The organism is Klebsiella aerogenes KCTC 2190, assembly GCF_000215745.1.
Classification (GTDB): domain Bacteria; phylum Pseudomonadota; class Gammaproteobacteria; order Enterobacterales; family Enterobacteriaceae; genus Klebsiella; species Klebsiella aerogenes.
The window spans coordinates 1,786,736-1,807,944 of sequence record NC_015663.1; the positions used below are offsets into that span (position 1 = coordinate 1,786,736).

The window sequence follows — 21,209 nt, forward strand, 5'->3', positions numbered from 1 at the left end:
CACACGGCAAACACGTACACTCAGCGACGTCATTTACATTAAAAGGTTCTTTTTGATGGCCAATAATACCACTGGGTTAACCAGAATCATTAAAGCAGCAGGTTATTCCTGGAAAGGTTTCCGCGCGGCATGGGTTAATGAAGCCGCTTTCCGTCAGGAAGGGGTCGCCGCTATTGTGGCCGTGGCGATAGCCTGCTGGCTGGATGTCGATGTCATTACGCGAGTCCTGCTTATTGGCTCGGTCCTGTTAGTGATGATAGTCGAAATTCTTAACAGCGCGATTGAAGCGGTGGTTGATCGTATCGGGCCTGAACACCATGAACTTTCCGGGCGCGCCAAGGATATGGGGTCGGCAGCGGTACTACTGGCGATAATCATCGCGCTGATCACCTGGGCCATGCTGCTGTGGTCGCATTACCGTTAAGTCTTGTCGGCAACGCTCGCGAAACGGAAAGAATCTCCTGATTTTTATATGATATGTGGTTCCAAAATCACCATTAGCTGTATATACTCACAGCATAACTGTATATACACCCAGGGGGCGGAATGAAAGCGTTAACGACCAGGCAGCAAGAGGTGTTTGATCTCATCCGGGATCACATCAGCCAAACGGGCATGCCGCCGACGCGTGCGGAAATTGCTCAGCGCTTGGGGTTCCGTTCCCCAAACGCGGCGGAAGAACACCTCAAAGCGCTGGCGCGTAAAGGCGCGATTGAAATCGTCTCCGGCGCTTCCCGCGGCATTCGTCTGCTGACGGAAGAAGAACATGGCCTGCCGCTGATTGGCCGCGTTGCCGCCGGCGAGCCGCTGCTGGCGCAGCAGCATATTGAGGGTCACTACCAGGTTGATCCGGCGATGTTTAAACCGAATGCCGACTTCCTGCTGCGCGTAAGCGGGATGTCGATGAAAGACATCGGTATCCTCGACGGCGATCTGCTGGCGGTGCATAAAACTCAGGACGTGCGTAACGGCCAGGTGGTTGTCGCGCGTATCGATGAAGAAGTGACCGTTAAGCGTCTGAAAAAGCAGGGCAACGTCGTTGAACTGCTGCCGGAAAACAGCGAGTTTTCCCCAATCGTCGTCGATCTGCGCCAGCAGAGCTTCACCATTGAAGGTTTGGCCGTCGGCGTGATCCGTAACGGTGAGTGGCTGTAACTCCCGTCTTAACGCAGCGTCATCATGATGCATGATGCATGATGCATGATGCATGATGCATGACGCTGCGATGTTCCTCCTCTGTCTGGTCCCTCTTCATGCTGCTCAACGCCGCCGATAAAGCATTGTGGCGCCTCGCGCTACCAATGATTTTCTCCAATATCACCGTTCCGCTGTTAGGGCTGGTCGATACCGCCGTTGTCGGTCATCTCGATAGCCCCGTCTATCTTGGCGGCGTTGCCGTCGGTGCGACGGCCACCAGTTTCCTCTTTATGCTGCTGCTGTTCCTGCGAATGAGCACCACTGGCTTAACCGCTCAGGCCTATGGCGCCAAAGATCCGCAGCGCCTGGCGCGCGCGCTGGTGCAACCGCTGATCCTGGCGCTGGCCGCCGGGCTGCTCATCGTTCTGTTCCGCATGCCGCTCATTGACCTCGCGCTGCATATCGTCGGCGGCAGCGAGGCGGTACTGGAACAGGCCAGGCGGTTCCTGGAAATCCGCTGGCTCAGCGCCCCAGCGTCGTTGGCCAACCTGGTGCTGTTAGGGTGGCTGCTTGGCGTGCAGTACGCTCGCGCCCCGGTCATCCTGCTGGTGGTCGGCAACGTGCTGAATATCGTGCTCGATCTGTGGCTGGTGATGGGGCTGCATATGAACGTGCAGGGGGCGGCGCTGGCGACGGCGCTGTCGGAATACGCCACCTTTATCATCGGCCTGCTGATGGCGAAACGGGTGCTGGCGCTGCGTGGCGTGACGTATGCCATGTTGAAGGAGGCGTGGCGCGGCAATATGCGGCGCCTGCTGGCGCTTAACCGCGACATCATGCTGCGCTCGCTGCTGCTGCAGCTCTGCTTTGGCGCCATCACCGTCTTCGGCGCCCGTCTTGGCAGCGACGTGGTGGCGGTCAATGCGGTACTGATGACCATGCTGACCTTTACCGCATACGCGCTGGACGGTTTTGCCTATGCCGTCGAAGCTCATTCCGGGCAAGCCTACGGCGCGCGTGACGGTAGCCAACTGCTGGAAGTCTGGCGCGCTGCCTGTCGGCAGTCGGGAATGGTAGCGCTGGCGTTCGCGTTAATCTACAGCGTGGCCGGTGAGCATATCATCGCGCTATTGACCTCTATCCCATCATTGCAGCAGCTGGCAGACCGCTATCTGTTCTGGCAGATGATCCTACCGGTGATTGGCGTTTGGTGTTATCTGCTGGATGGCATGTTTATCGGCGCGACGCGCGGCGCGGAGATGCGTAATAGCATGGCGGTTGCCGCTGCGGGGTTTGCGGTGACGTTGCTCTCTGTGCCCATGCTCGGCAATCACGGCCTGTGGCTGGCGCTGGCCGTGTTCCTGGCTTTGCGTGGGCTTTCGCTGGCGCTCATCTGGCGCCGCCACTGGCAGCGTGGCACCTGGTTTAACTCACCCTCCTGAATGTAAAAAGCCCGGCTCAGCGTAGCGCGAGCCGGGAAAATCCCCCAGCGTTTTCAATCGACCTGATGGTTAAAAATTCCGAATAACGAATCGGTGCCAGCATTGTCATCTATAGTTATTACCATGTCCGGAACAAAACGGGCTGTTAACCCACCGAATGATGAGGACGTAATGATGAATAAAGACGAAATCAGCGGTAACTGGAAACAGTTGAAAGGTAAAGCCAAGGAACAGTGGGGTAAGCTGACCGATGACGATATGACGGTCATCGAAGGGAAGCGCGACCAGTTGGTCGGTAAAATTCAGGAACGCTACGGCTATGCCAAAGATCAGGCCGAAAAAGAGGTGTCTGACTGGGAGCGTAAGAACGATACGCGCTGGTAGCGAACGCGGTTTTGACCCCCTGTTTATGCCTGTCTAACGGCATAGTGATATGCCGTAGCTTCCCGCTGATGTCGCCCGACTCAGCGGGCTTTCTTTTTAATCTGGATGGTATGATCGTGATGGCAGTGTTCGCGAGTACTGCAGGCTTCGACTTCCACGCACGCCGCGCACAGGCCATGCGCTTCAATCACATTATGCCGTAGAGCGAAGCCCATTCTGGCCGCCAGCGTATGCATAATATCCTCTACGCCTTCCGCACACTCTTCTTTGACCACGCCGCAGCGATCGCAGATAAACATCGCCGAACTATGGGTTGGCTGATCGAAAAGGTGGCACAGCACATAGCTGTTGGTCGATTCCACTTTGTGCACAAAACCTTGCTCCAGCAGAAACTCCAGCGCGCGATAGACCGTCGGCGGCTTCGCCTGCGGCTCTTTTTCACGCAGCAGATCCAGCAGATCGTAGGCGCTAATCGCCCCTTGCTGCAGGCTCATCAGACGCAACACTTCCAGACGCTGCGGGGTCAGGCGTACGCCACGTTGCACGCAAAGCTTTTCAGCCTGCGCTAACATTTCTTGCGAAGTGGTGTTATCCATGAGCATCCTCTGGTTGCGTGATGTTGAAACTGTTACTTTATCACGAACCAGGTAAAACGCCGAGAACCTGCAAGCTTTGCTATACCTGATGTATCTCATTTTCGGGAGAAAACGATGAAACGACCTGATTGCATTCGACATTGGCGCGAACTGGAAGGTGCGGATGATTCCACCTACCCCGATAGTCACGAGCTTTTTTCTATTGGCGCGCCTCTTGCCCGCGGCCTACGGCTAAATCGGCTGGGCATCCATCATGAACGTTTACCGCCGGGACGCAGAACCTCTTATCCGCACGCGGAAAGCGATGAAGAAGAGTTTATCTACGTGCTGGAAGGCTTTCCGGAAGTCTGGATCAATGGCTATCTATGGAAGCTGGAACCGGGCGATAGCGTCGGCTTTCCGGCGGGAACTGGCGTATGTCATACCTTCCTGAATAATACCGAGCAGGAGGTGCGACTGCTGGTCGTTGGCGAGGCAAATAAAAAGCACAACCGTATTTACTATCCGCTGAACCCGGGCTATGCAGCGACTCGCCAGGACCGTTGGGTGGATCACCCTCCGCAGTTCTTTGGCCCGCACGACGGTAAACCGCGTAAAATATAGGCAACATTTTGACCATGGCGCGTGGCGTTCGACGCTATGCGCCGTGGTTTGTGTTTGTGCTATAGTAGCGCCCCTTTTTACCCGGATGCTTATTTATTCGCCATGATGCCAGAATCCACGTCTACCGCTTTTGCCGCCCACCGTTTTTCTATCGCGCCCATGCTTGATTGGACCGACAGACATTGCCGCTATTTCCTGCGTCTGCTGTCGCGCCATACTCTGCTGTATACCGAAATGGTCACTACCGGCGCGATTATTCACGGTAAAGGCGACTATCTGGCCTATAGCGAAGAAGAACATCCGGTAGCGCTGCAGCTGGGGGGGAGCGATCCTGCGGCATTGGCGCAATGCGCAAAGCTCGCCGAGGCGCGCGGCTATGACGAGATTAACCTCAACGTCGGCTGCCCCTCTGACCGCGTGCAGAACGGGATGTTTGGCGCTTGTCTGATGGGCAATGCCGCGCTGGTGGCGGACTGCATCAAAGCGATGCGCGACGTGGTGTCGATCCCGGTAACGGTAAAAACCCGTATTGGCATTGACGATCGGGATAGCTATGAATTCCTGTGTGATTTCATTGAGACCGTCTCCGGCAAAGGGGAGTGTGAGATGTTCATCATTCACGCCCGTAAAGCCTGGCTTTCCGGCCTGAGCCCGAAAGAGAACCGTGAAATCCCGCCGCTGGATTATCCGCGCGTCTGGCAACTGAAACGTGATTTTCCGCATCTGACGATGGCGATTAACGGCGGAATTAAATCTCTGGCAGAGGCCAAACAGCAGCTTGAGCACATGGATGGCGTGATGGTGGGGCGTGAAGCCTATCAAAATCCGGGCATTCTGGCTTCTGTGGATCGCGAGATATTCGGCGTCGACGGCGCGGATGCCGATCCGGTGGCGGTGGTGCGCGCAATGTACCCCTATATCGAGCGTGAGCTCAGCAACGGCACCTATCTTGGCCATATTACCCGCCATATGTTGGGGTTGTTCCAGGGGATCCCTGGGGCGCGTCAATGGCGCCGCTACCTGAGCGAGAATGCGCATAAAGCTGGCGCCGATATCAATGTTCTGGAACACGCGCTGAAGCTGGTTGCCGATAAGCGTTAATTTTTTCGCTAAAACCTGGTCTTTTTCGCCACGCCCTGCGCTATTGCTGCAGGACGTTTTGTTATTATTCAATAAGTTATATTTGGCATGATTCTTGAAATAGCTAATCAGCTATCTGGTTATTTTTTCGGGAGAAGACCATGCTGGAACTCTTATTTGTTATTGGCTTTTTTGTCATGTTGCTGGTCACCGGCATCTCGCTGCTTGGCATTATTGCCGCGCTGGTTGTCGCCACGGCGTTGATGTTCTTCGGCGGCCTGTTCGCATTAATGTTTAAACTGCTACCCTGGCTGCTGCTGGCGGTGGCTGTCGTATGGGTCATTCGGGCGATGAAATCGCCGACGACCACCCGCTATCGTCGTGAAGATCGCTGGCGCTATTAAGCCAACATTTTGGGTATTGAGCGGTATGTCACAACCTGAGTAATTTTGCATAAAACAGCGTAGGCATTGCGTATTAAATCTGTCACTATTAGCGCGATAACGAATTCATCGCGCTGTACCCTACATACAGCCGAACAAAAAAAGTCAGGGCCTCCGTCAGGAGGCCCTAAACTTTTCTGGCGATCTCACCCCGTTACGGCAGCAGCAGGCTCGACCCCTCGGTCACCCGGCTTTCCAGAATCTCATGCGCGCGCCGGGCGTCACGCAGGGCGTATTTCTGATTATCCGCCACATCGACTTTGATCACGCCGCTGGCGATCAGCGAAAATAGCTCGTTGCTGGCTTCCGTCAGCTCTTCCCGGTTGGTGATGTAGCCTTGCAGAGAAGGGCGGGTCACATAGAGTGAGCCTTTCTGATTGAGGATACCCAAATTCACGCCGGTTACCGGGCCAGATGAATTGCCGAAGCTGACCATCAGCCCACGCCGCTGAAGACAATCGAGCGAGGCCTCCCAGGTATCTTTACCTACGGAATCGTAAACCACGGCGACTTTTTTGCCGCCGGTCAGCGCCTTGACGCGCTCGGCAATATTCTCTTCGCGGTAGTTAATGGTTTCCCAGGCGCCGGCCTGCCGGGCGCGCTGCGCTTTTTGCTCGCTGCCGACGGTGCCGATAAGTTTCGCCCCCAGCGCTTTCGCCCACTGGCAGGCAATCAGCCCCACGCCGCCCGCCGCCGCATGGAACAGGAAGGTCTCGTTGGCTTTTATTTCATAGGTTTTGCGCAGCAGATACCATACCGTCAATCCTTTAAGAAACGAGGCGGCGGCCTGCTCAAAGGAAATCGCATTGGGTAAAATCGCCGCTTTATCGGCATGCACGTTATGCACCGAGCTATAAGCGCCAAGCGCGGCCTGGGCGTACACCACCCGATCGCCAACCTTGATATGTTTAACGCCGCTGCCGATTTTACTGACGATACCGGCGGCTTCGGTGCCCAAACCGCTCGGCAGCGAGGGCGGCGGATACAGGCCGCTGCGGATGTAGGTGTCGATGTAGTTGATACCGATGGCTTTATTTTCTACCTGGATTTCGTGCTCGGCAGGATCGTTGGGGGTAAACTCGACCGCATGCAGCACCTCGGGGCCTCCATGCGCGGGAAATTCAATTCGTGTTGCCATGTGAACTCCTTTATAATTTTGTGTCTCTCATTTACAGGTAACTCCATTCACTATGGCAGGAAATAAACCCTTCAACAAACCACAGACAGAACCTCGCGAACGCGATCCGCAGCTCGCCGGGTTGAAAGTCCCGCCGCACTCGATTGAAGCGGAACAGTCGGTGTTGGGCGGTTTAATGCTGGATAACGAGCGCTGGGACGACGTCGCCGAAAGGGTGGTGTCGGAAGATTTCTATACCCGTCCGCATCGTCATATCTTTACCGAGATGGCGCGCCTGCAAGAGTCAGGTAGCCCGATTGACCTGATCACCCTCGCCGAATCGCTTGAGCGTCAGGGGCAACTGGATAGCGTCGGTGGCTTCGCCTATCTGGCCGAGCTCTCCAAAAATACGCCAAGCGCGGCGAACATCAGCGCGTATGCCGACATCGTGCGCGAACGCGCAGTGGTGCGTGAAATGATTTCGGTGGCCAACGAAATCGCCGAAGCCGGTTTCGACCCCCAGGGGCGCACCAGCGAGGATCTGCTGGATCTGGCGGAATCGCGGGTATTTAAAATTGCCGAAAGCCGCGCCAACAAAGATGAAGGGCCGAAGAACATCGCCGATGTGCTCGATGCCACCGTCGCCCGTATTGAGCAACTGTTCCAACAGCCGCACGATGGCGTCACCGGGGTGAATACCGGCTATGACGACCTCAACAAAAAGACCGCCGGGCTACAACCTTCGGATCTGATTATCGTCGCCGCGCGTCCTTCGATGGGTAAGACGACATTTGCGATGAACCTCGTGGAAAATGCGGCGATGCTGCAGGATAAACCGGTATTGATCTTCAGTCTGGAGATGCCCTCCGAGCAGATCATGATGCGTTCTCTGGCCTCGCTATCGCGTGTCGATCAGACTCGTATCCGTACCGGCCAACTGGACGATGAAGACTGGGCGCGTATCTCCGGCACTATGGGTATCTTGCTGGAAAAACGGAACATTTATATTGATGATTCCTCCGGCCTGACGCCGACGGAAGTGCGTTCGCGCGCCCGACGTATCGCCCGCGAGCACGGCGGTATCGGCCTTATCATGATCGACTACCTGCAGCTGATGCGCGTACCGTCGCTCTCCGACAACCGTACTCTGGAGATCGCCGAAATCTCCCGTTCGCTGAAGGCGCTGGCAAAAGAGTTGCAGGTGCCGGTGGTGGCGCTGTCGCAGCTGAACCGCTCTCTGGAACAGCGCGCCGATAAACGCCCGGTCAACTCCGACCTGCGTGAATCCGGCTCTATTGAACAGGATGCCGACTTAATCATGTTCATCTACCGTGATGAGGTTTATCACGAGAACAGCGATTTAAAGGGTATTGCTGAAATTATCATTGGTAAACAACGTAACGGCCCCATCGGTACGGTACGACTGACCTTTAACGGCCAGTGGTCGCGTTTCGATAATTATGCCGGCCCTCAGTATGACGATGAGTAAACCTCCGTCTGTCTTTTTTAAGGAATTCAAATGCAAGCGGCAACTGTAGTTATCAACCGCCGCGCTCTGCGACACAACCTGCAACGCCTGCGTGAACTGGCTCCTGCCAGCAAACTGGTTGCGGTGGTGAAAGCGAACGCCTACGGACACGGCCTTCTTGAGACCGCGCGAACGCTGACCGACGCCGATGCCTTCGGCGTCGCCCGCCTGGAGGAGGCGCTGCGCCTGCGTGAAGGGGGGATTACCCAACCGATATTGCTGCTGGAAGGTTTCTTTGAAGCGGCGGATCTGGCGCTGATTTCCGCGCAGCGCCTGCATACCGTGGTACATAGCCCGGAACAGCTGGCGGCGCTCGAACAAGCGGAACTGGCCGAACCGGTTACCGTCTGGATGAAGCTGGATACCGGTATGCATCGCCTTGGCGTACTGCCGGAACAGGCCGAAGCGTTTTATCAGCGGCTAAGCCGGTGCAAAAATGTCCGCCAGCCGGTGAATATCGTCAGCCATTTCGCTCGCGCCGATGAGCCTGAATGCGGCGCGACCGAGCGTCAGCTGGATATTTTCACCACCTTTACCGAAGGTAAGCCGGGGCTGCGTTCTATTGCCGCCTCGGGCGGGATCCTGCTGTGGCCGCAGTCGCATTTCGACTGGGCGCGGCCGGGCATCATTCTCTATGGCGTTTCGCCGCTGGAGAACCACTCTACCGGTGAGGATTTCGGCTGCCTGCCGGTCATGTCGCTGACCTCCAGCCTGATTGCGGTGCGCGAGCATAAAGCCGGGGAGCCGGTGGGCTACGGCGGCACCTGGATTAGCGAGCGCGATACCCGCCTCGGCGTCGTGGCGATGGGCTATGGCGATGGCTATCCACGCGCCGCGCCCTCCGGCACGCCGGTGCTGGTCAACGGCCGCGAAGTGCCGATAGTCGGCCGCGTGGCGATGGATATGATTTGCGTTGACCTCGGCCCTCAGGCGCAGGATCAAGCCGGCGATCCGGTTGTGTTATGGGGAGAAGGGCTCCCCGTTGAGCGCATCGCGGAAATAACGAAAGTGAGTGCTTACGAACTTATCACTCGCCTGACCTCCAGGCTGGCTATCCGTTACCTCGACTAACTACGGTCAGTGGCATATTTCCCCGATTACGCTACGCTTATCGGGGTAATGAGCAGGGGCGGCGCACGGCGTCGCCCATGTTTGCAGCGATCTTTGTCGATAACTTACCAACATCCCCTCGACCTTCCCCAACTTCCGGTTTATTGTGTAAATACCTGCTTTCGTAAACCTGGAGATACATCTCGTGTTTCAAAAAGTTGACGCCTACGCCGGCGACCCCATTCTCTCCTTGATGGAGCGTTTCAAAGAAGATCCGCGTAGTGACAAAGTGAACCTCAGCATCGGTCTTTACTACAACGAAGACGGCATTATTCCGCAACTACAGGCCGTGGCGGATGCCGAAGCACGACTCAATGCCCAGCCGCACGGCGCCTCGCTGTATCTGCCGATGGAAGGTCTCAATAGCTACCGCCACGCCATTGCGCCGCTGTTATTTGGTGCCGACCATCCGGTGCTGAAACAAAACCGCGTAGCGTCAATTCAAACCCTGGGTGGCTCCGGCGCGCTGAAGGTTGGCGCCGATTTCCTTAAACGCTACTTCCCACAGTCTCGCGTATGGGTTAGCGACCCGACCTGGGAAAACCACATCGCCATATTTGAAGGGGCTGGATTCGAAGTAAGTACTTACCCATGGTTCGATGATGAGACCAACGGCGTACGTTTTGAAGCCTTCCTCGCCAAACTACAGACGCTCCCTGAGCGCGATATCGTGCTGCTGCATCCATGTTGCCACAACCCAACGGGCGCCGATTTGAGCAACGCACAGTGGGATGAAGTTGTTAAGGTGTTGAAAGCACGTAATTTAATTCCTTTCCTCGATATTGCCTATCAGGGCTTTGGCGCCGGTATGGAAGACGATGCCTACGCTATCCGCGCGATTGCCAGCGCCGGCCTGCCGATGCTGGTCAGCAACTCATTCTCCAAAATCTTCTCGTTGTACGGCGAACGCGTCGGCGGCCTGTCAATCGTCTGCGATGATGCTGAAACCGCTGGCCGCGTGCTGGGTCAGTTGAAAGCGACGGTGCGTCGTAACTACTCCAGCCCGCCTAATTTTGGCGCGCAGGTGGTGGCGGCAGTATTGAACGACCCGGCGCTGAAAGCCTCATGGCTGGCGGAAGTGGAAGCTATGCGTACCCGCATCCTGGCGATGCGTCAGACGCTGGTGGATGCGCTGAAAGAGGCCGTTCCCGGCAAAAACTTTGACTACCTGCTGAAGCAGCGCGGCATGTTTAGCTACACCGGATTGAGCGCGGCACAGGTAGATCGTCTACGCGAAGAGTTTGGCGTTTACCTGATTGCCAGCGGCCGGATGTGCGTGGCGGGACTTAACTCGCGTAACGTCCAGCGTGTCGCCCAGGCGTTTGCTGCCGTAATGTAAGTGCTTACTTACGAACTTGCCCTCGCCAGCGTTAAGGCGAGGGTAGTAGTACCTCTGAAGTGTGATCATGCTCTTTTTATATGACATCTGCGCAGAAAATCCTTTCTATCTATGTGGTCAGGCGTTAAGGTCTTGGTGCATTAATGCGCTCACTCATTATTAAAAATAATAACGAATCGATTATTTAGACCCAAAATAACTCAGGTTGCCGCTAAGCGGCCTGGCGCATGAGGGGCATAGGGATAAATATGCGTAAGTTAACTTTGGCCATTAGCGCCACTTGTCTGTTGTTCGCTCTGAATAACTCCGTTGTCGCTCGCGCGTCCACTCCACAGCCCATTTGGGAAGGGACGAATGTTGCGAAACTCGCCGAACAGGCGCCGATCCATTGGGTATCGGTAGCGCAAATCGAAAATAGCCTGCTGGGCCGCGCGCCGATGGCGGTGGGTTTCGATATCGATGATACCGTGTTATTTTCCAGCCCCGGTTTCTGGCGCGGGCAAAAAACCTATTCTCCCGGCAGCGAAGCTTATCTGAAGAACCCGGAGTTCTGGGAAAAGATGAATAACGGCTGGGACGAGTTCAGTATGCCGAAAGAAGTGGGCCGCCAGTTGATCGCGATGCATATTAAGCGCGGCGACAGCATTTACTTCGTCACCGGCCGCAGCCAGACCAAAACTGAGACCGTCTCCAAAACCCTGCAGGATGATTTCCTGATCCCTGGTGCTAACATGAACCCGGTGATTTTTGCCGGCGATAAGCCCGGCCAGAACACGAAAACTCAGTGGTTACGCGAGAAGAATATCAAAGTCTTCTACGGGGACTCTGACAACGATATCTCGGCGGCCCGCGATGCCGATGCGCGAGGAATTCGCGTGCTGCGTGCGGCAAACTCCTCCTATAAACCTTTGCCGATGGCCGGGTCGCAGGGGGAAGAGGTGATTGTGAATTCAGAATATTAAGGCGTGTGAAACGCAACGCATCTGAATACGAGAAGGCAGCCGCAGGCTGTCTTTTTTTTGTACGAATTTCAGCCTTTGAGGTTTTACCTTTTCGTTTCTTGCTGCAAACTTAGAAGGATTCACACATTACAGGAGTCGTTTATGTGGCATCAGCAAACCCTGACATTAGGCCCGAAATCTCGTGGTTTCCATCTGGTGACCAACGAAATTATTGGTCAAATCCGCGAGCTCTCGCATATCAAGGTTGGCCTGCTGCATCTGTTACTCCAGCATACTTCCGCTTCCCTGACGTTGAATGAGAACTGCGATCCTACGGTCCGTTTTGATATGGAACAGCATTTCCTCAATGCCGTACCAGACAACGCGCCGTATGAACACGATTATGAAGGTCCTGATGATATGCCCTCGCACATTAAATCATCGCTGCTGGGCGTTTCCCTGATGTTGCCGGTGCAGAACGGCAACGTCATGTTAGGGACCTGGCAGGGGATCTGGCTGGGGGAGCATCGTATTCACGGCGGTTCGCGGCATATTGTCGCAACGCTCATGGGAGAATAAAAAATGACCATATCGGATCTACTGCTGTACTGCATGGCGAAGCCGGGCGCGGAGCAAAGTGTTCATAGCGACTGGAAAGCGACGCAAATCAAGGTCGCGGATGTGTTATTCGCCATGGTGAAAGAGGTGGAGGATAAGCGGCCGGCCGTTGCGTTAAAGACCAGCCCGGAGCTTGCCGAGCTGCTGCGCGAACAACATCGCGATGTTCGCCCCAGCAGACATCTGAATAAAGCTCACTGGAGCACGGTTTTCCTCGATGGCTCTCTGCCAGATTCGCAGATTTACTATCTGGTGGATGCTTCCTATCAACAGGCGGTCGACCTGCTGTCGGAGGATAAGCGGAGGCAGTTGGCCTAGCTTATAGCCTGCCAGCCAGCGCCAGCAGCGTGATATCGAGCAGCCGTAACAACGTCGCCTGCAGCTGCGCCTGACGCGCGATGCTCTGGTTGTTGGCGCGAATGCGGGCAATATCGCGCTGACCTTCCAGCAGTAGCCGTAGATCGTCTTCGGTCAGCCAGCCCTGAGCTTTTTGCTGCAATGCCTGTAGCAAAAAGATGGCGCTATCGCGTACTTCGCGCTGCTCATCGCCAAGTACTTTATTCAGTAATGGCATCCATTCGGCGCTATTAATCGCGCAAGCGGACAACAGCGTGCGAATCTCCATGGTTGTCGGCATTATTCCCTCCCTGTACGCTGACATTCGCCAGCGATAGCCTGTTGATAGAGATAAATGGTCTGCCGCGTTAAATATTGCGCTTCGGCAGGGGTAAAGGGCGCGCCCAGCATCTGGCGATGGGCGTAAACGCGTAAATAGTTACCTTCAAGTATCCTGAAATTTTCCTGGCGCAGCGCGTCGCCTTGGGCGATCGCCTGCGTGAACTGCTGGCGAATCTGTTCATCTTCCTTGTTCAATTGTTGATCGTCCTCCGTCGCTGCGGTGGCGATGAACTGCAAATGCAACTGCTTGAGTGTGAGCAATTGCTGATAGGCCGTATCGCTGTAGCGGCCAACCCATGAGCAGGCGCTTAACGTACATAGCGCGGCGGCGATGATAAATAACGGAATGAGGCGTGGTACTCGCATAGTTTTCCCGGCATTCGGTGGGCGATAGCGACTATCAGACGCCAGAGTGAGCGCTCCGGGCAAATCACGAAGTCTCAGCGTGAAAAAATGAGATGGAATGAGATGAAATGAGGCCTCTTCCGTGAAGGAAGAGGCCTGAGAGATTACTTCAGCAAGGGCTTCAGGAAGCGCGCCGTGTGTGAGGCTTCACATTCGGCAACGGTTTCTGGCGTGCCGGAAACGAGAATTTCCCCACCGCCGCTACCGCCTTCCGGGCCGAGGTCGACAATCCAGTCGGCGGTTTTAATCACGTCGAGGTTGTGCTCAATGACCACGATGGTATTGCCCTGATCGCGTAGCTGATGCAGCACGTCCAGCAGCTGCTGAATATCGGCGAAATGCAGACCGGTGGTCGGTTCATCAAGGATATACAGCGTCTGGCCGGTACCGCGCTTGGAGAGTTCGCGCGCCAGCTTCACGCGCTGGGCTTCACCGCCGGAGAGCGTGGTTGCCGACTGGCCGAGACGAATATAGGTCAGACCAACATCCATCAGGGTTTGCAGCTTACGCGCCAGCGCCGGCACGGCATCAAAGAATTCGCGCGCTTCTTCGATGGTCATATCCAGCACTTCGTGGATAGTTTTGCCTTTGTACTTAATTTCCAGCGTTTCGCGGTTATAGCGTTTGCCTTTGCACTGGTCGCACGGCACATAGATATCCGGCAGGAAGTGCATCTCAACCTTGATCACTCCGTCGCCCTGACAGGCTTCGCAGCGGCCGCCGCGGACGTTAAAACTGAAGCGGCCCGGCGTATAGCCGCGTGAACGTGATTCCGGAACACCGGCGAACAGTTCGCGCACCGGCGTAAACACGCCGGTATAGGTTGCCGGGTTTGAACGTGGCGTACGGCCAATCGGGCTCTGGTCGATATCGATGACTTTATCGAAGTGCTCCAGCCCCTGAACATCGCGATACGGCGCAGGCTCGGCAATCGTCGCGCCGTTCAACTGGCGCTGGGCGATGGGGAACAGGGTATCGTTAATCAGCGTTGATTTACCGGAACCGGAAACGCCGGTAATGCAGGTAAACAGGCCGACAGGCAACGTTAGCGTCACATCCTTGAGGTTATTGCCCCGTGCGCCGGTCAGTTTCAGCACTTTTTCCGGATCGGCGGCGACGCGCTGTTTCGGCACTTCGATTTTGCGTTTACCGCTCATGTACTGCCCGGTGAGCGATTCTGGTACCGCCATAATGGCGTCCAGCGGCCCTTCGGCCACCACCTGGCCGCCGTGAACCCCAGCGCCGGGACCGATGTCGATGACGTGATCGGCGGCGCGAATGGCGTCTTCGTCATGTTCAACGACAATGACCGTGTTGCCCAGATTACGCAGGTGGATAAGCGTACCGAGCAGGCGTTCGTTATCACGCTGGTGCAGGCCGATGGAGGGCTCATCCAGCACGTACATCACGCCAACCAGCCCCGCGCCAATCTGGCTCGCCAGACGAATACGCTGCGCTTCACCGCCGGAGAGCGTCTCCGCCGAACGAGAGAGCGTCAGGTAGTTCAGACCGACGTTGACGAGGAATTTCAGACGATCGCCAATCTCTTTCAGCACTTTCTCAGCGATTTGCGCCCGCTGCCCGGACAGCTTCAGGTTGTTGAAGAAGTCCATCGCGTGGCCGATGCTCATATCGGAAATGGTCGGCAGCGGTGTGTTCTCCACAAACACGTGGCGCGCTTCGCGGCGCAGACGTGTGCCTTCGCAGCTGGCGCACGGACGGTTGCTGATGAATTTCGCCAGCTCTTCGCGCACCGCGCTGGATTCCGTCTCTTTGTAACGGCGCTCCATGTTGTGCAGCACGCCTTCAAACGGATGGCGGCGTACTGACGTGTCGCCGCGGTCGTTCATGTATTTGAATTCAATATTCTCTTTACCTGAACCGTACAGCACGACTTTCTGAACATTAGCGCTGAGGGTGCCCCAGGGCGCTTCGACATCAAACTTATAGTGATCCGCCAGCGACTTCAGCATCTGGAAATAGTAGAAGTTGCGGCGATCCCAGCCGCGGATGGCGCCGCCAGCCAGCGATAGCTCCGGATTCTGAATCACCCGATCGGGATCGAAATACTGTTGAACGCCAAGGCCGTCGCAGGTCGGGCAGGCCCCTGCCGGGTTGTTGAAGGAGAACAGACGCGGCTCCAGTTCGCGCATGCTATAGCCGCAAATCGGGCAAGCGAAGTTCGCCGAGAACAGCAGTTCTTCCGCTTTACTGTCATCCATGTTGGAAACAATGGCGGTGCCGCCTGAGAGCTCCAGCGCGGTTTCGAAAGACTCCGCCAGACGCTGCGCCAGATCGTCACGTACTTTGAAGCGATCGATAACCACTTCGATCGTGTGTTTCTTTTGCAGCTCTAACTTCGGCGGATCCGAAAGATCGCAGACTTCGCCATCGATCCGCGCGCGAATGTAGCCCTGGCTGGCAAGGTTTTCCAGCGTTTTGGTGTGCTCGCCCTTACGCTCTTTAATAATGGGCGCCAGCAGCATCAGGCGCTGACCTTCCGGCTGTGAGAGCACGTTATCGACCATCTGGCTGACGGTTTGCGCGGCCAGCGGGACGTCGTGGTCCGGGCAACGCGGTTCGCCGACGCGGGCGTACAGCAGTCGCAGATAGTCGTGGATTTCAGTAATGGTGCCTACCGTCGAACGCGGGTTGTGGGAGGTCGATTTCTGTTCGATAGAAATCGCCGGCGACAGCCCTTCGATATGATCGACGTCCGGTTTCTCCATCAGCGACAGGAACTGTCGCGCATAGGCGGAGAGCGATTCGACGTAGCGACGCTGGCCTTCGGCGTACAGGGTGTCGAAAGCGAGTGAGGATTTGCCAGACCCAGAAAGCCCGGTGACGACAATGAGTTTGTCGCGCGGGATGACCAAGTTGATGTTTTTGAGATTATGGGTGCGGGCGCCCCGAACTTCGATCTTATCCATTCACCTTTCCCGGTAGGTAGATACACGGATTGCCTGGTTTGTTTGAAGGACAAACGGCAGAAACGGCTAATTATGACACAACTTAACCTGTCTGGATATACAGTATTGGAATGGCGCTGCAGTAAGAGGGTGAAAAATTGCATAGCGGCGGGATGTTTTCTGGAATTGGCTTCGCAGCTATCAAATTGCCCCTTTGTGGTGTTAGAATTCCCGGTTTACACTTATACAAAACGTATTATTCAGGAGATTCGATCATGGCCAGCAGAGGCGTAAACAAGGTGATTCTCGTCGGTAATCTGGGGCAGGACCCGGAAGTACGCTACATGCCAAGTGGCGGCGCTGTCGCCAACTTCACGCTGGCAACTTCCGAATCCTGGCGCGATAAGCAAACCGGCGAAATGAAAGAGCAGACTGAATGGCACCGCGTTGTGTTGTTCGGCAAACTAGCGGAAGTCGCTGGCGAATACCTGCGTAAAGGTTCTCAGGTTTATATCGAAGGCCAGCTGCGCACCCGTAAATGGACCGATCAGTCCGGTCAGGACAAGTACACCACTGAAATCGTGGTAAACGTCGGCGGCACCATGCAGATGCTGGGCGGCCGTCAGGGCGGCGGCGCACCGGCAGGCGGCGGCCAGCAGCAGGGCGGTTGGGGTCAGCCTCAGCAGCCGCAGGGCGGCAACCAGTTCAGCGGCGGCGCGCAGTCTCGTCCGCAGCAGCAGGCCCCGGCAGCGCCATCTAACGAACCGCCGATGGACTTCGACGACGATATTCCGTTCTAAGTGCGCAGTTTTTCTTTCTAAATCAAATGATTAACTCAATCTTCTGAGTTAATCATGGGTTGTTGGAAAGCCTATTGCAAGCCTGACTTATCCTTACCCAGTAATGGGTTTGAACCTCGAAAGAGGGAGGGGAGTGTAGCATGTCAGGAAAAGGCTGGTTGCGGGGAAATAACCTACTTTGCGCCAGCCATTGCAAGTCCTATATGGTTAACCGCTCACATGTTTCACCCATGGTGAGTATACCGATTGATAAACTATCCAGGATTTCGGGTTCGCTTTCAGCCAGTTTCGTGTTTTCTCACTCTTGTGAATAATAAAGTTATCCAAGATAAGCGTTATCGTTTTTGCCCGGCGATACGTCGCTTTCAGATGTTCCCACAGGCTGATAATTAATACTACTGCCGCTCACGTAGCTGACCTTTCCTGAACTGCTGTGCAACGCCCCTGCCAGATAATCTTATTCAAGAAAATGAATACGGGAATTGCAGCATTGGATAAAGGACTCAGTATGTTGAGTGGCCAAGTTTCAAAACAGGAGGATTATTAGTTAATTGCCGACTTAGCCTAAATAAAACGGCTACACAATATTTCTAAGCCTGGAGGTATTTAACGAATTCAAATCAATGTTTCCGGGAAGAGATAATAATGCAGCAAAAATATGCGACTTCTATCTACAGATAACCACTAATACCATTTGTTGTATTTTATATAGACAATAGAAACAATGACTATCCACAGGGCGCTCAGTATTGCCGCGTAATTTGGGATAAAACGCACAAAAATATAAATCCCCGCGACAATAAGAACGGCAGGTATTAGGTAGAAAAATGACTGAATAAGCCACAGGAACGCACGCTTCATTTTCTCAAGATCTCATACAAAGCATCACCGATTTTTTCTTCGTTATTATCTCCAGAGTTTATTTGATAAATTATCTCCGACATTTGCGGCTCAATATGAAAATAAAGCATTTCAATATTTTCTTTATACAGTGCTTGATAGTAAGCAGGAGCCTGAAACTTGAGTCTGTTAGCTGCGGATGCGGCTATCTGTGCTTTAGCATAGAGCGTTGTTCCGTTCACAAACCATGCCGAAAAGGAGTTAACGAGTTTGATATGGGTCTGTTTAAAATCCCTGCTGCTAATGACTAAATTAGCAATGGTAAGTGACAGCGCTAACTTGCTGGCTTTAACTGACGAATGTTCTGCTGCTTTGCCTAACAATTTTTGAATGTGGGCTACGAGGCTATTGCTTTTTTGCTCGCCGAGCCTGGTAAGAGTTTTCCGAAAATATATTTCAACCATGTCCAGAGTGACATCGCCTCTGTCATAAATTTCACCTAAGGCCATAACCAATCGTTTGTCCTCTCGCCATGTGTCACGGCAGGAACTGCGATAGTATTCGTCTGGCATAAGGCATGCGCTATAATTGACTAGCCGCTCTGCGCCTGGTTTCACCTTTTCGATTGTAGACATATGGTTGGCGTGCATGTTTCTTAATGACTTTGTTAATGTAATAGCTAATTGCTTGTTTGATTACATTTTCAATTGCAAATAGGTTTGTGCCATTTTATATAGCCTTGCTGTATCATTATCATTCAATAATTTATCATGGTTGCCAGAGAGGGCAAGAAGGAAGATGAGAAAAACAAAAAACTGCTGATTTATGTTCCAATTGTTATTATTTTCTTTCTCATTATACCGGAGATCATTTTACGTACATTGTCATCGGATCAGCTCGGGCGGGTTAGTGATTTCACTAGTCTGGGGGGCTGCTTAATCCCCTCCTTTCCCTGCTCATTTTTCTTGGACTTTTTTCCATCATTTTAGCTGTAATCACCGTGTCTGTAGTGGGTAAGATCTTCCGTTGGCTTTGTTGAATAGATCAGTTTTTGGGTAAGCGTCCCCGTAGCGGTCGGGTTTTCTGGCAATATGCACGCTTTCTGGCATACCGACCTTTGTTATTTTGTTCAATGCACGCACTATGACCAGAGCCTCAGCTACCTGAGCATCGTAATCGCGCAGCGCAGGGAAAAGTCCATTAGGGCAAAAATGGAATCGATAAATCCCTGTACAGTCCACAGAATCAGCCGGAATACACGTTTAATCACCAGAACAGTGGTGATGGCGAGATCAGAATAGCGCTGAGGTCGCCCCCGTGATGACGGTGTTGCAGCTTCGTACCATGCCTTAACCACTTCATCGTCCAGCCAGAAGGTGATGGAGATACGGTTGGGGGAGGGCAATCATTCCATTAACGCCAGTTGCAGTTCAAAAATATAAAGTTTTCTCCATATAGCAGCATTAAAACCATTGAAAAATATTACAAAAGACAATTAAAAATAAATTAAAATAATGATTTAGATGTATTTTTATATTAAAGTTTAATTCACAGGTAATCAGAACCCTTTTAAGGTTCTCCTTATTACCTACTGCCTATGCAGTAAGCCAACAAAAAGCCCCGAGTGTTCGGGGCTTTTTCGTTTCAGGCCCTCAGGTTGCCGGGGCCGAAGCTTCAGGAGCGGTTGGCGGAACTGTGTCTGGCTGCGGCTTACCCGTTCCAGGCTCGGGTAGCGGCGCGGCGGTCGCTTTTTGTTTACGGGCGATATCATCCATAATCAGCCGATACGCAATGTAGTATTTATAGATATTGCTGACGTAGGTCACCGTCTCAGCGCCGATCTTCTCTGCTGCGAGATTCTCGACGTTGCCAAACCAGATATTTGGGTCAAAGCCGCGTTTTTGGGTTTCCGTACGTAGACGCGCGATGCGTGCCGGCCCGGCATTGTAAGAAGCAAACGAAAACAGCGCCTTATCAAGCGGCGTCATCGGTTGGTCGCCATAGTAATGATCGATCATCCAGCGCATATACTTAACGCCGGCATGAATGTTGGGGTCGATTTTTTTGATATCGCCAACCTTCAATTCCTTGCCGGTCGCGGGCATGACCTGCATTACGCCGATTGCGCCGACGTGGCTGCGTACCGATTGATTGAGCCGCGATTCCTGATATCCCTGGGCGGCCATCAGCAGCCAGTCGACATCATAGCGTTCGCCATATTTTCTAAAAATTTCCACCATCTGCAAAAACTTAGCGCGCTCTCTGTTGGCTGCGGCGTTTTTAACGTAGGTCGCGCTTTTCAGGTAGCGCAGCAGAATGGTGTTGCCCAACGTACTTCCCTGACGATTGTGCTTCACGAAGTTATTCAGTTCCGCGAGAAGCTGTGGGTTATCTTTGCGCACAGCCCAGGCGATGCTGCCGCCATCCCGCAGCACAATGTTTTCATGCACCTGAATTTTTGGAAACACCTGTTTCCAGAAAAGCGCCTTATGGCGATCCACTACGATCAGGGGAATCAGGCCGGCATTGAGCATTTCGAGAAGATCCTCATCTTCGAGTGCCTCTGGCGCTTCCTGCAGAATAACCGGCGGCAGCGACGCTTTAGCGAAGCGGGCGTTAAGCGTCTGCAAGCTTTCGTAATAGCTGGAGGAGCGGCGGACAAACACGGTTTTACCGGAAAGCTGCTCCAGGTTTTTCACGTCGGGCGATGATGGCCCCGATACCAACAGTTCTTTGACATCGCTATAGAGCGGGGTGGTAAAGGCGACCTGCTCCTGACGCGACGAGGTGATCGTGAGATTGGCGGCGGCGATATCCCCCTTGCCTTCATTTAGCGCTTTGAACAGGTTATCCCGCGTGACCGGGATGAAAACGATCCGCACTTTGAGGTGTTTCTGCTTCAGCTTCTTCTCTTTTGCGAGCTGATTATTGAGATCTTTTTCTAAAGCGATGAAAAGATCGTGGGTAGCGCCGCGTTGGGTACCTTTGTCGATAAAAAAGAATGTCTTGCTGTAAGTCGTTAGCACTCGGATCGCCCGTCGGTTGATCATGTCGGGAAGATCGCCTTTTTGCGGCTGCATGATGTGATCCATATTGATAGCCAGTTCAGCTTTATCATTTTGCGACGGCGGCGGTTTTTCCGTCGAAGATACCGGGGCTGAGACGGCAAACAGTAAGGCGAGAAGGCAGGCGGAAAGCGTCGCCAGGCGACGCTGAAAACCGAAGATGTTCATGATGCG

21 protein-coding genes and 2 pseudogenes are annotated in these 21,209 nt (G+C 54.0%); 14 read left to right on the plus strand and 9 right to left on the minus strand.

Features of this window, described 5'->3' with window-relative positions:
• Nucleotides 1–55 precede the first annotated feature (55 nt).
• The 4 genes from EAE_RS08630 to EAE_RS08645 all read left to right on the plus strand — a co-directional run bounded on the left by EAE_RS08630 (nt 56) and on the right by EAE_RS08645 (nt 2,963).
• A complete protein-coding gene (locus tag EAE_RS08630; RefSeq protein ID WP_015368764.1) occupies nt 56–424 on the plus strand; it encodes a diacylglycerol kinase in 369 nt (122 codons plus the stop codon).
• 122 nt (nt 425–546) lie between these two features.
• A complete protein-coding gene (gene lexA / locus EAE_RS08635) occupies nt 547–1,155 on the plus strand; it encodes a transcriptional repressor LexA (protein ID WP_015704040.1) in 609 nt (202 codons plus the stop codon).
• Nucleotides 1,156–1,253: 98 nt separating this feature from the next.
• Entirely contained in the window at nt 1,254–2,579 is a 1,326-nt protein-coding gene (gene dinF, locus EAE_RS08640) for an MATE family efflux transporter DinF (RefSeq protein WP_015704041.1), read from the plus strand.
• A gap of 174 nt (nt 2,580–2,753) precedes the next feature.
• Nucleotides 2,754–2,963: a CsbD family protein gene (locus EAE_RS08645; protein WP_015704042.1), complete on the plus strand. Its 210-nt coding sequence runs from the start codon at nt 2,754–2,756 to the stop codon at nt 2,961–2,963.
• An 80-nt stretch (nt 2,964–3,043) separates the two neighbouring features.
• Here EAE_RS08645 and zur read toward each other — a convergent pair whose 3' ends face one another.
• Nucleotides 3,044–3,559 (minus strand): zinc uptake transcriptional repressor Zur, encoded by a 516-nt coding sequence (zur, locus tag EAE_RS08650; RefSeq protein WP_015368760.1) that lies wholly within the window; start codon nt 3,557–3,559, stop codon nt 3,044–3,046.
• A 114-nt stretch (nt 3,560–3,673) separates the two neighbouring features.
• On the opposite strand from zur, the gene EAE_RS08655 reads away from it, so the two are divergent.
• From EAE_RS08655 to pspG, 3 genes are all read left to right on the plus strand, one after another.
• Complete coding sequence (locus EAE_RS08655) at nt 3,674–4,162, plus strand: cupin domain-containing protein (protein WP_015368759.1); 489 nt, start codon at nt 3,674–3,676, stop codon at nt 4,160–4,162.
• Between the two features lie 102 nt (nt 4,163–4,264).
• Nucleotides 4,265–5,263, plus strand: a complete 999-nt coding sequence (dusA, locus tag EAE_RS08660; RefSeq protein WP_015704043.1) for a tRNA dihydrouridine(20/20a) synthase DusA — start codon at nt 4,265–4,267, stop codon at nt 5,261–5,263.
• A 140-nt stretch (nt 5,264–5,403) separates the two neighbouring features.
• Complete coding sequence (gene pspG, locus EAE_RS08665; RefSeq protein WP_015368757.1) at nt 5,404–5,646, plus strand: envelope stress response protein PspG; 243 nt, start codon at nt 5,404–5,406, stop codon at nt 5,644–5,646.
• 193 nt (nt 5,647–5,839) lie between these two features.
• Here the strand turns inward: pspG and EAE_RS08670 are convergent, their stop codons facing one another.
• On the minus strand, nt 5,840–6,823 hold the full coding sequence (locus tag EAE_RS08670) for a quinone oxidoreductase (protein ID WP_015704044.1): 984 nt from the start codon (nt 6,821–6,823) through the stop codon (nt 5,840–5,842).
• 52 nt (nt 6,824–6,875) lie between these two features.
• Between EAE_RS08670 and dnaB the strand changes: the two genes are divergently transcribed.
• The 6 genes from dnaB (at nt 6,876) to EAE_RS08700 (ending at nt 12,656) form a co-directional block, all read left to right on the plus strand.
• The gene (gene dnaB, locus EAE_RS08675) at nt 6,876–8,291 is read left to right on the plus strand and encodes a replicative DNA helicase (protein ID WP_015368755.1); all 1,416 of its coding nucleotides are present in this window, start codon (nt 6,876–6,878) and stop codon (nt 8,289–8,291) included.
• A 30-nt stretch (nt 8,292–8,321) separates the two neighbouring features.
• Nucleotides 8,322–9,401: an alanine racemase gene (gene alr / locus EAE_RS08680; protein ID WP_015704045.1), complete on the plus strand. Its 1,080-nt coding sequence runs from the start codon at nt 8,322–8,324 to the stop codon at nt 9,399–9,401.
• A 184-nt stretch (nt 9,402–9,585) separates the two neighbouring features.
• Nucleotides 9,586–10,779: an aromatic amino acid transaminase gene (tyrB, locus tag EAE_RS08685; protein WP_015368753.1), complete on the plus strand. Its 1,194-nt coding sequence runs from the start codon at nt 9,586–9,588 to the stop codon at nt 10,777–10,779.
• Nucleotides 10,780–11,027: 248 nt separating this feature from the next.
• Nucleotides 11,028–11,741: an acid phosphatase AphA gene (gene aphA / locus EAE_RS08690; protein ID WP_015704046.1), complete on the plus strand. Its 714-nt coding sequence runs from the start codon at nt 11,028–11,030 to the stop codon at nt 11,739–11,741.
• A 141-nt stretch (nt 11,742–11,882) separates the two neighbouring features.
• Nucleotides 11,883–12,299, plus strand: a complete 417-nt coding sequence (locus EAE_RS08695; protein ID WP_015368751.1) for a secondary thiamine-phosphate synthase enzyme YjbQ — start codon at nt 11,883–11,885, stop codon at nt 12,297–12,299.
• 3 nt (nt 12,300–12,302) lie between these two features.
• The gene (locus EAE_RS08700; protein ID WP_015704047.1) at nt 12,303–12,656 is read left to right on the plus strand and encodes an MmcQ/YjbR family DNA-binding protein; all 354 of its coding nucleotides are present in this window, start codon (nt 12,303–12,305) and stop codon (nt 12,654–12,656) included.
• A gap of 1 nt (nt 12,657) precedes the next feature.
• On the opposite strand, the gene EAE_RS08705 is transcribed toward EAE_RS08700, so the two are convergent.
• The 3 genes from EAE_RS08705 to uvrA form a co-directional block, all read right to left on the minus strand.
• The gene (locus EAE_RS08705) at nt 12,658–12,975 is read right to left on the minus strand and encodes a hypothetical protein (protein ID WP_015704048.1); all 318 of its coding nucleotides are present in this window, start codon (nt 12,973–12,975) and stop codon (nt 12,658–12,660) included.
• Nucleotides 12,975–13,382 carry a hypothetical protein gene (locus tag EAE_RS08710; RefSeq protein ID WP_015704049.1) on the minus strand — a complete coding sequence of 136 codons (408 nt, stop codon included), beginning with the start codon at nt 13,380–13,382 and terminating at the stop codon, nt 12,975–12,977. The genes EAE_RS08705 and EAE_RS08710 overlap by 1 nt, the downstream gene beginning before the upstream one ends.
• A 143-nt stretch (nt 13,383–13,525) precedes the next feature.
• Complete coding sequence (gene uvrA / locus EAE_RS08715; protein WP_015368747.1) at nt 13,526–16,351, minus strand: excinuclease ABC subunit UvrA; 2,826 nt, start codon at nt 16,349–16,351, stop codon at nt 13,526–13,528.
• A 254-nt stretch (nt 16,352–16,605) separates the two neighbouring features.
• Between uvrA and ssb1 the strand changes: the two genes are divergently transcribed.
• The gene (ssb1, locus tag EAE_RS08720; RefSeq protein ID WP_015368746.1) at nt 16,606–17,130 is read left to right on the plus strand and encodes a single-stranded DNA-binding protein SSB1; all 525 of its coding nucleotides are present in this window, start codon (nt 16,606–16,608) and stop codon (nt 17,128–17,130) included.
• Nucleotides 17,131–17,346: 216 nt separating this feature from the next.
• Here the strand turns inward: ssb1 and EAE_RS08725 are convergent.
• The 4 genes and pseudogenes from EAE_RS08725 to EAE_RS08740 form a co-directional block, all read right to left on the minus strand.
• Nucleotides 17,347–17,584 (minus strand): annotated as a pseudogene (locus EAE_RS08725) (IS630 family transposase); the annotation flags it as partial.
• 403 nt (nt 17,585–17,987) lie between these two features.
• Complete coding sequence (locus EAE_RS08730) at nt 17,988–18,605, minus strand: hypothetical protein (protein WP_223848492.1); 618 nt, start codon at nt 18,603–18,605, stop codon at nt 17,988–17,990.
• Between the two features lie 545 nt (nt 18,606–19,150).
• Nucleotides 19,151–19,375, minus strand: a pseudogene (locus EAE_RS08735) (transposase); the annotation flags it as partial.
• 247 nt (nt 19,376–19,622) lie between these two features.
• Nucleotides 19,623–21,203 carry an MltF family protein gene (locus EAE_RS08740; protein ID WP_015704053.1) on the minus strand — a complete coding sequence of 527 codons (1,581 nt, stop codon included), beginning with the start codon at nt 21,201–21,203 and terminating at the stop codon, nt 19,623–19,625.
• Between the last annotated feature and the right edge of the window lie 6 nt (nt 21,204–21,209).

What these genes read in the sequence shown, in the direction of transcription:
- zur (WP_015368760.1), bottom strand. Translation starts at nt 3,559, where the DNA reads ATGGATAACACCACTTCGCAAGAAATGTTAGCGCAGGCTGAAAAGCTT.
- uvrA (WP_015368747.1), bottom strand. Translation starts at nt 16,351, where the DNA reads ATGGATAAGATCGAAGTTCGGGGCGCCCGCACCCATAATCTCAAAAAC.
- EAE_RS08730 (WP_223848492.1), bottom strand. Translation starts at nt 18,605, where the DNA reads ATGTCTACAATCGAAAAGGTGAAACCAGGCGCAGAGCGGCTAGTCAAT.
- EAE_RS08630 (WP_015368764.1), top strand. Translation starts at nt 56, where the DNA reads ATGGCCAATAATACCACTGGGTTAACCAGAATCATTAAAGCAGCAGGT.
- lexA (WP_015704040.1), top strand. Translation starts at nt 547, where the DNA reads ATGAAAGCGTTAACGACCAGGCAGCAAGAGGTGTTTGATCTCATCCGG.
- EAE_RS08695 (WP_015368751.1), top strand. Translation starts at nt 11,883, where the DNA reads ATGTGGCATCAGCAAACCCTGACATTAGGCCCGAAATCTCGTGGTTTC.
- dnaB (WP_015368755.1), top strand. Translation starts at nt 6,876, where the DNA reads ATGGCAGGAAATAAACCCTTCAACAAACCACAGACAGAACCTCGCGAA.
- ssb1 (WP_015368746.1), top strand. Translation starts at nt 16,606, where the DNA reads ATGGCCAGCAGAGGCGTAAACAAGGTGATTCTCGTCGGTAATCTGGGG.
- EAE_RS08670 (WP_015704044.1), bottom strand. Translation starts at nt 6,823, where the DNA reads ATGGCAACACGAATTGAATTTCCCGCGCATGGAGGCCCCGAGGTGCTG.
- EAE_RS08710 (WP_015704049.1), bottom strand. Translation starts at nt 13,382, where the DNA reads ATGCGAGTACCACGCCTCATTCCGTTATTTATCATCGCCGCCGCGCTA.
- EAE_RS08740 (WP_015704053.1), bottom strand. Translation starts at nt 21,203, where the DNA reads ATGAACATCTTCGGTTTTCAGCGTCGCCTGGCGACGCTTTCCGCCTGC.
- dinF (WP_015704041.1), top strand. Translation starts at nt 1,254, where the DNA reads ATGCTGCTCAACGCCGCCGATAAAGCATTGTGGCGCCTCGCGCTACCA.
- aphA (WP_015704046.1), top strand. Translation starts at nt 11,028, where the DNA reads ATGCGTAAGTTAACTTTGGCCATTAGCGCCACTTGTCTGTTGTTCGCT.
- alr (WP_015704045.1), top strand. Translation starts at nt 8,322, where the DNA reads ATGCAAGCGGCAACTGTAGTTATCAACCGCCGCGCTCTGCGACACAAC.
- EAE_RS08705 (WP_015704048.1), bottom strand. Translation starts at nt 12,975, where the DNA reads ATGCCGACAACCATGGAGATTCGCACGCTGTTGTCCGCTTGCGCGATT.
- EAE_RS08645 (WP_015704042.1), top strand. Translation starts at nt 2,754, where the DNA reads ATGAATAAAGACGAAATCAGCGGTAACTGGAAACAGTTGAAAGGTAAA.
- EAE_RS08655 (WP_015368759.1), top strand. Translation starts at nt 3,674, where the DNA reads ATGAAACGACCTGATTGCATTCGACATTGGCGCGAACTGGAAGGTGCG.
- pspG (WP_015368757.1), top strand. Translation starts at nt 5,404, where the DNA reads ATGCTGGAACTCTTATTTGTTATTGGCTTTTTTGTCATGTTGCTGGTC.
- EAE_RS08700 (WP_015704047.1), top strand. Translation starts at nt 12,303, where the DNA reads ATGACCATATCGGATCTACTGCTGTACTGCATGGCGAAGCCGGGCGCG.
- dusA (WP_015704043.1), top strand. Translation starts at nt 4,265, where the DNA reads ATGATGCCAGAATCCACGTCTACCGCTTTTGCCGCCCACCGTTTTTCT.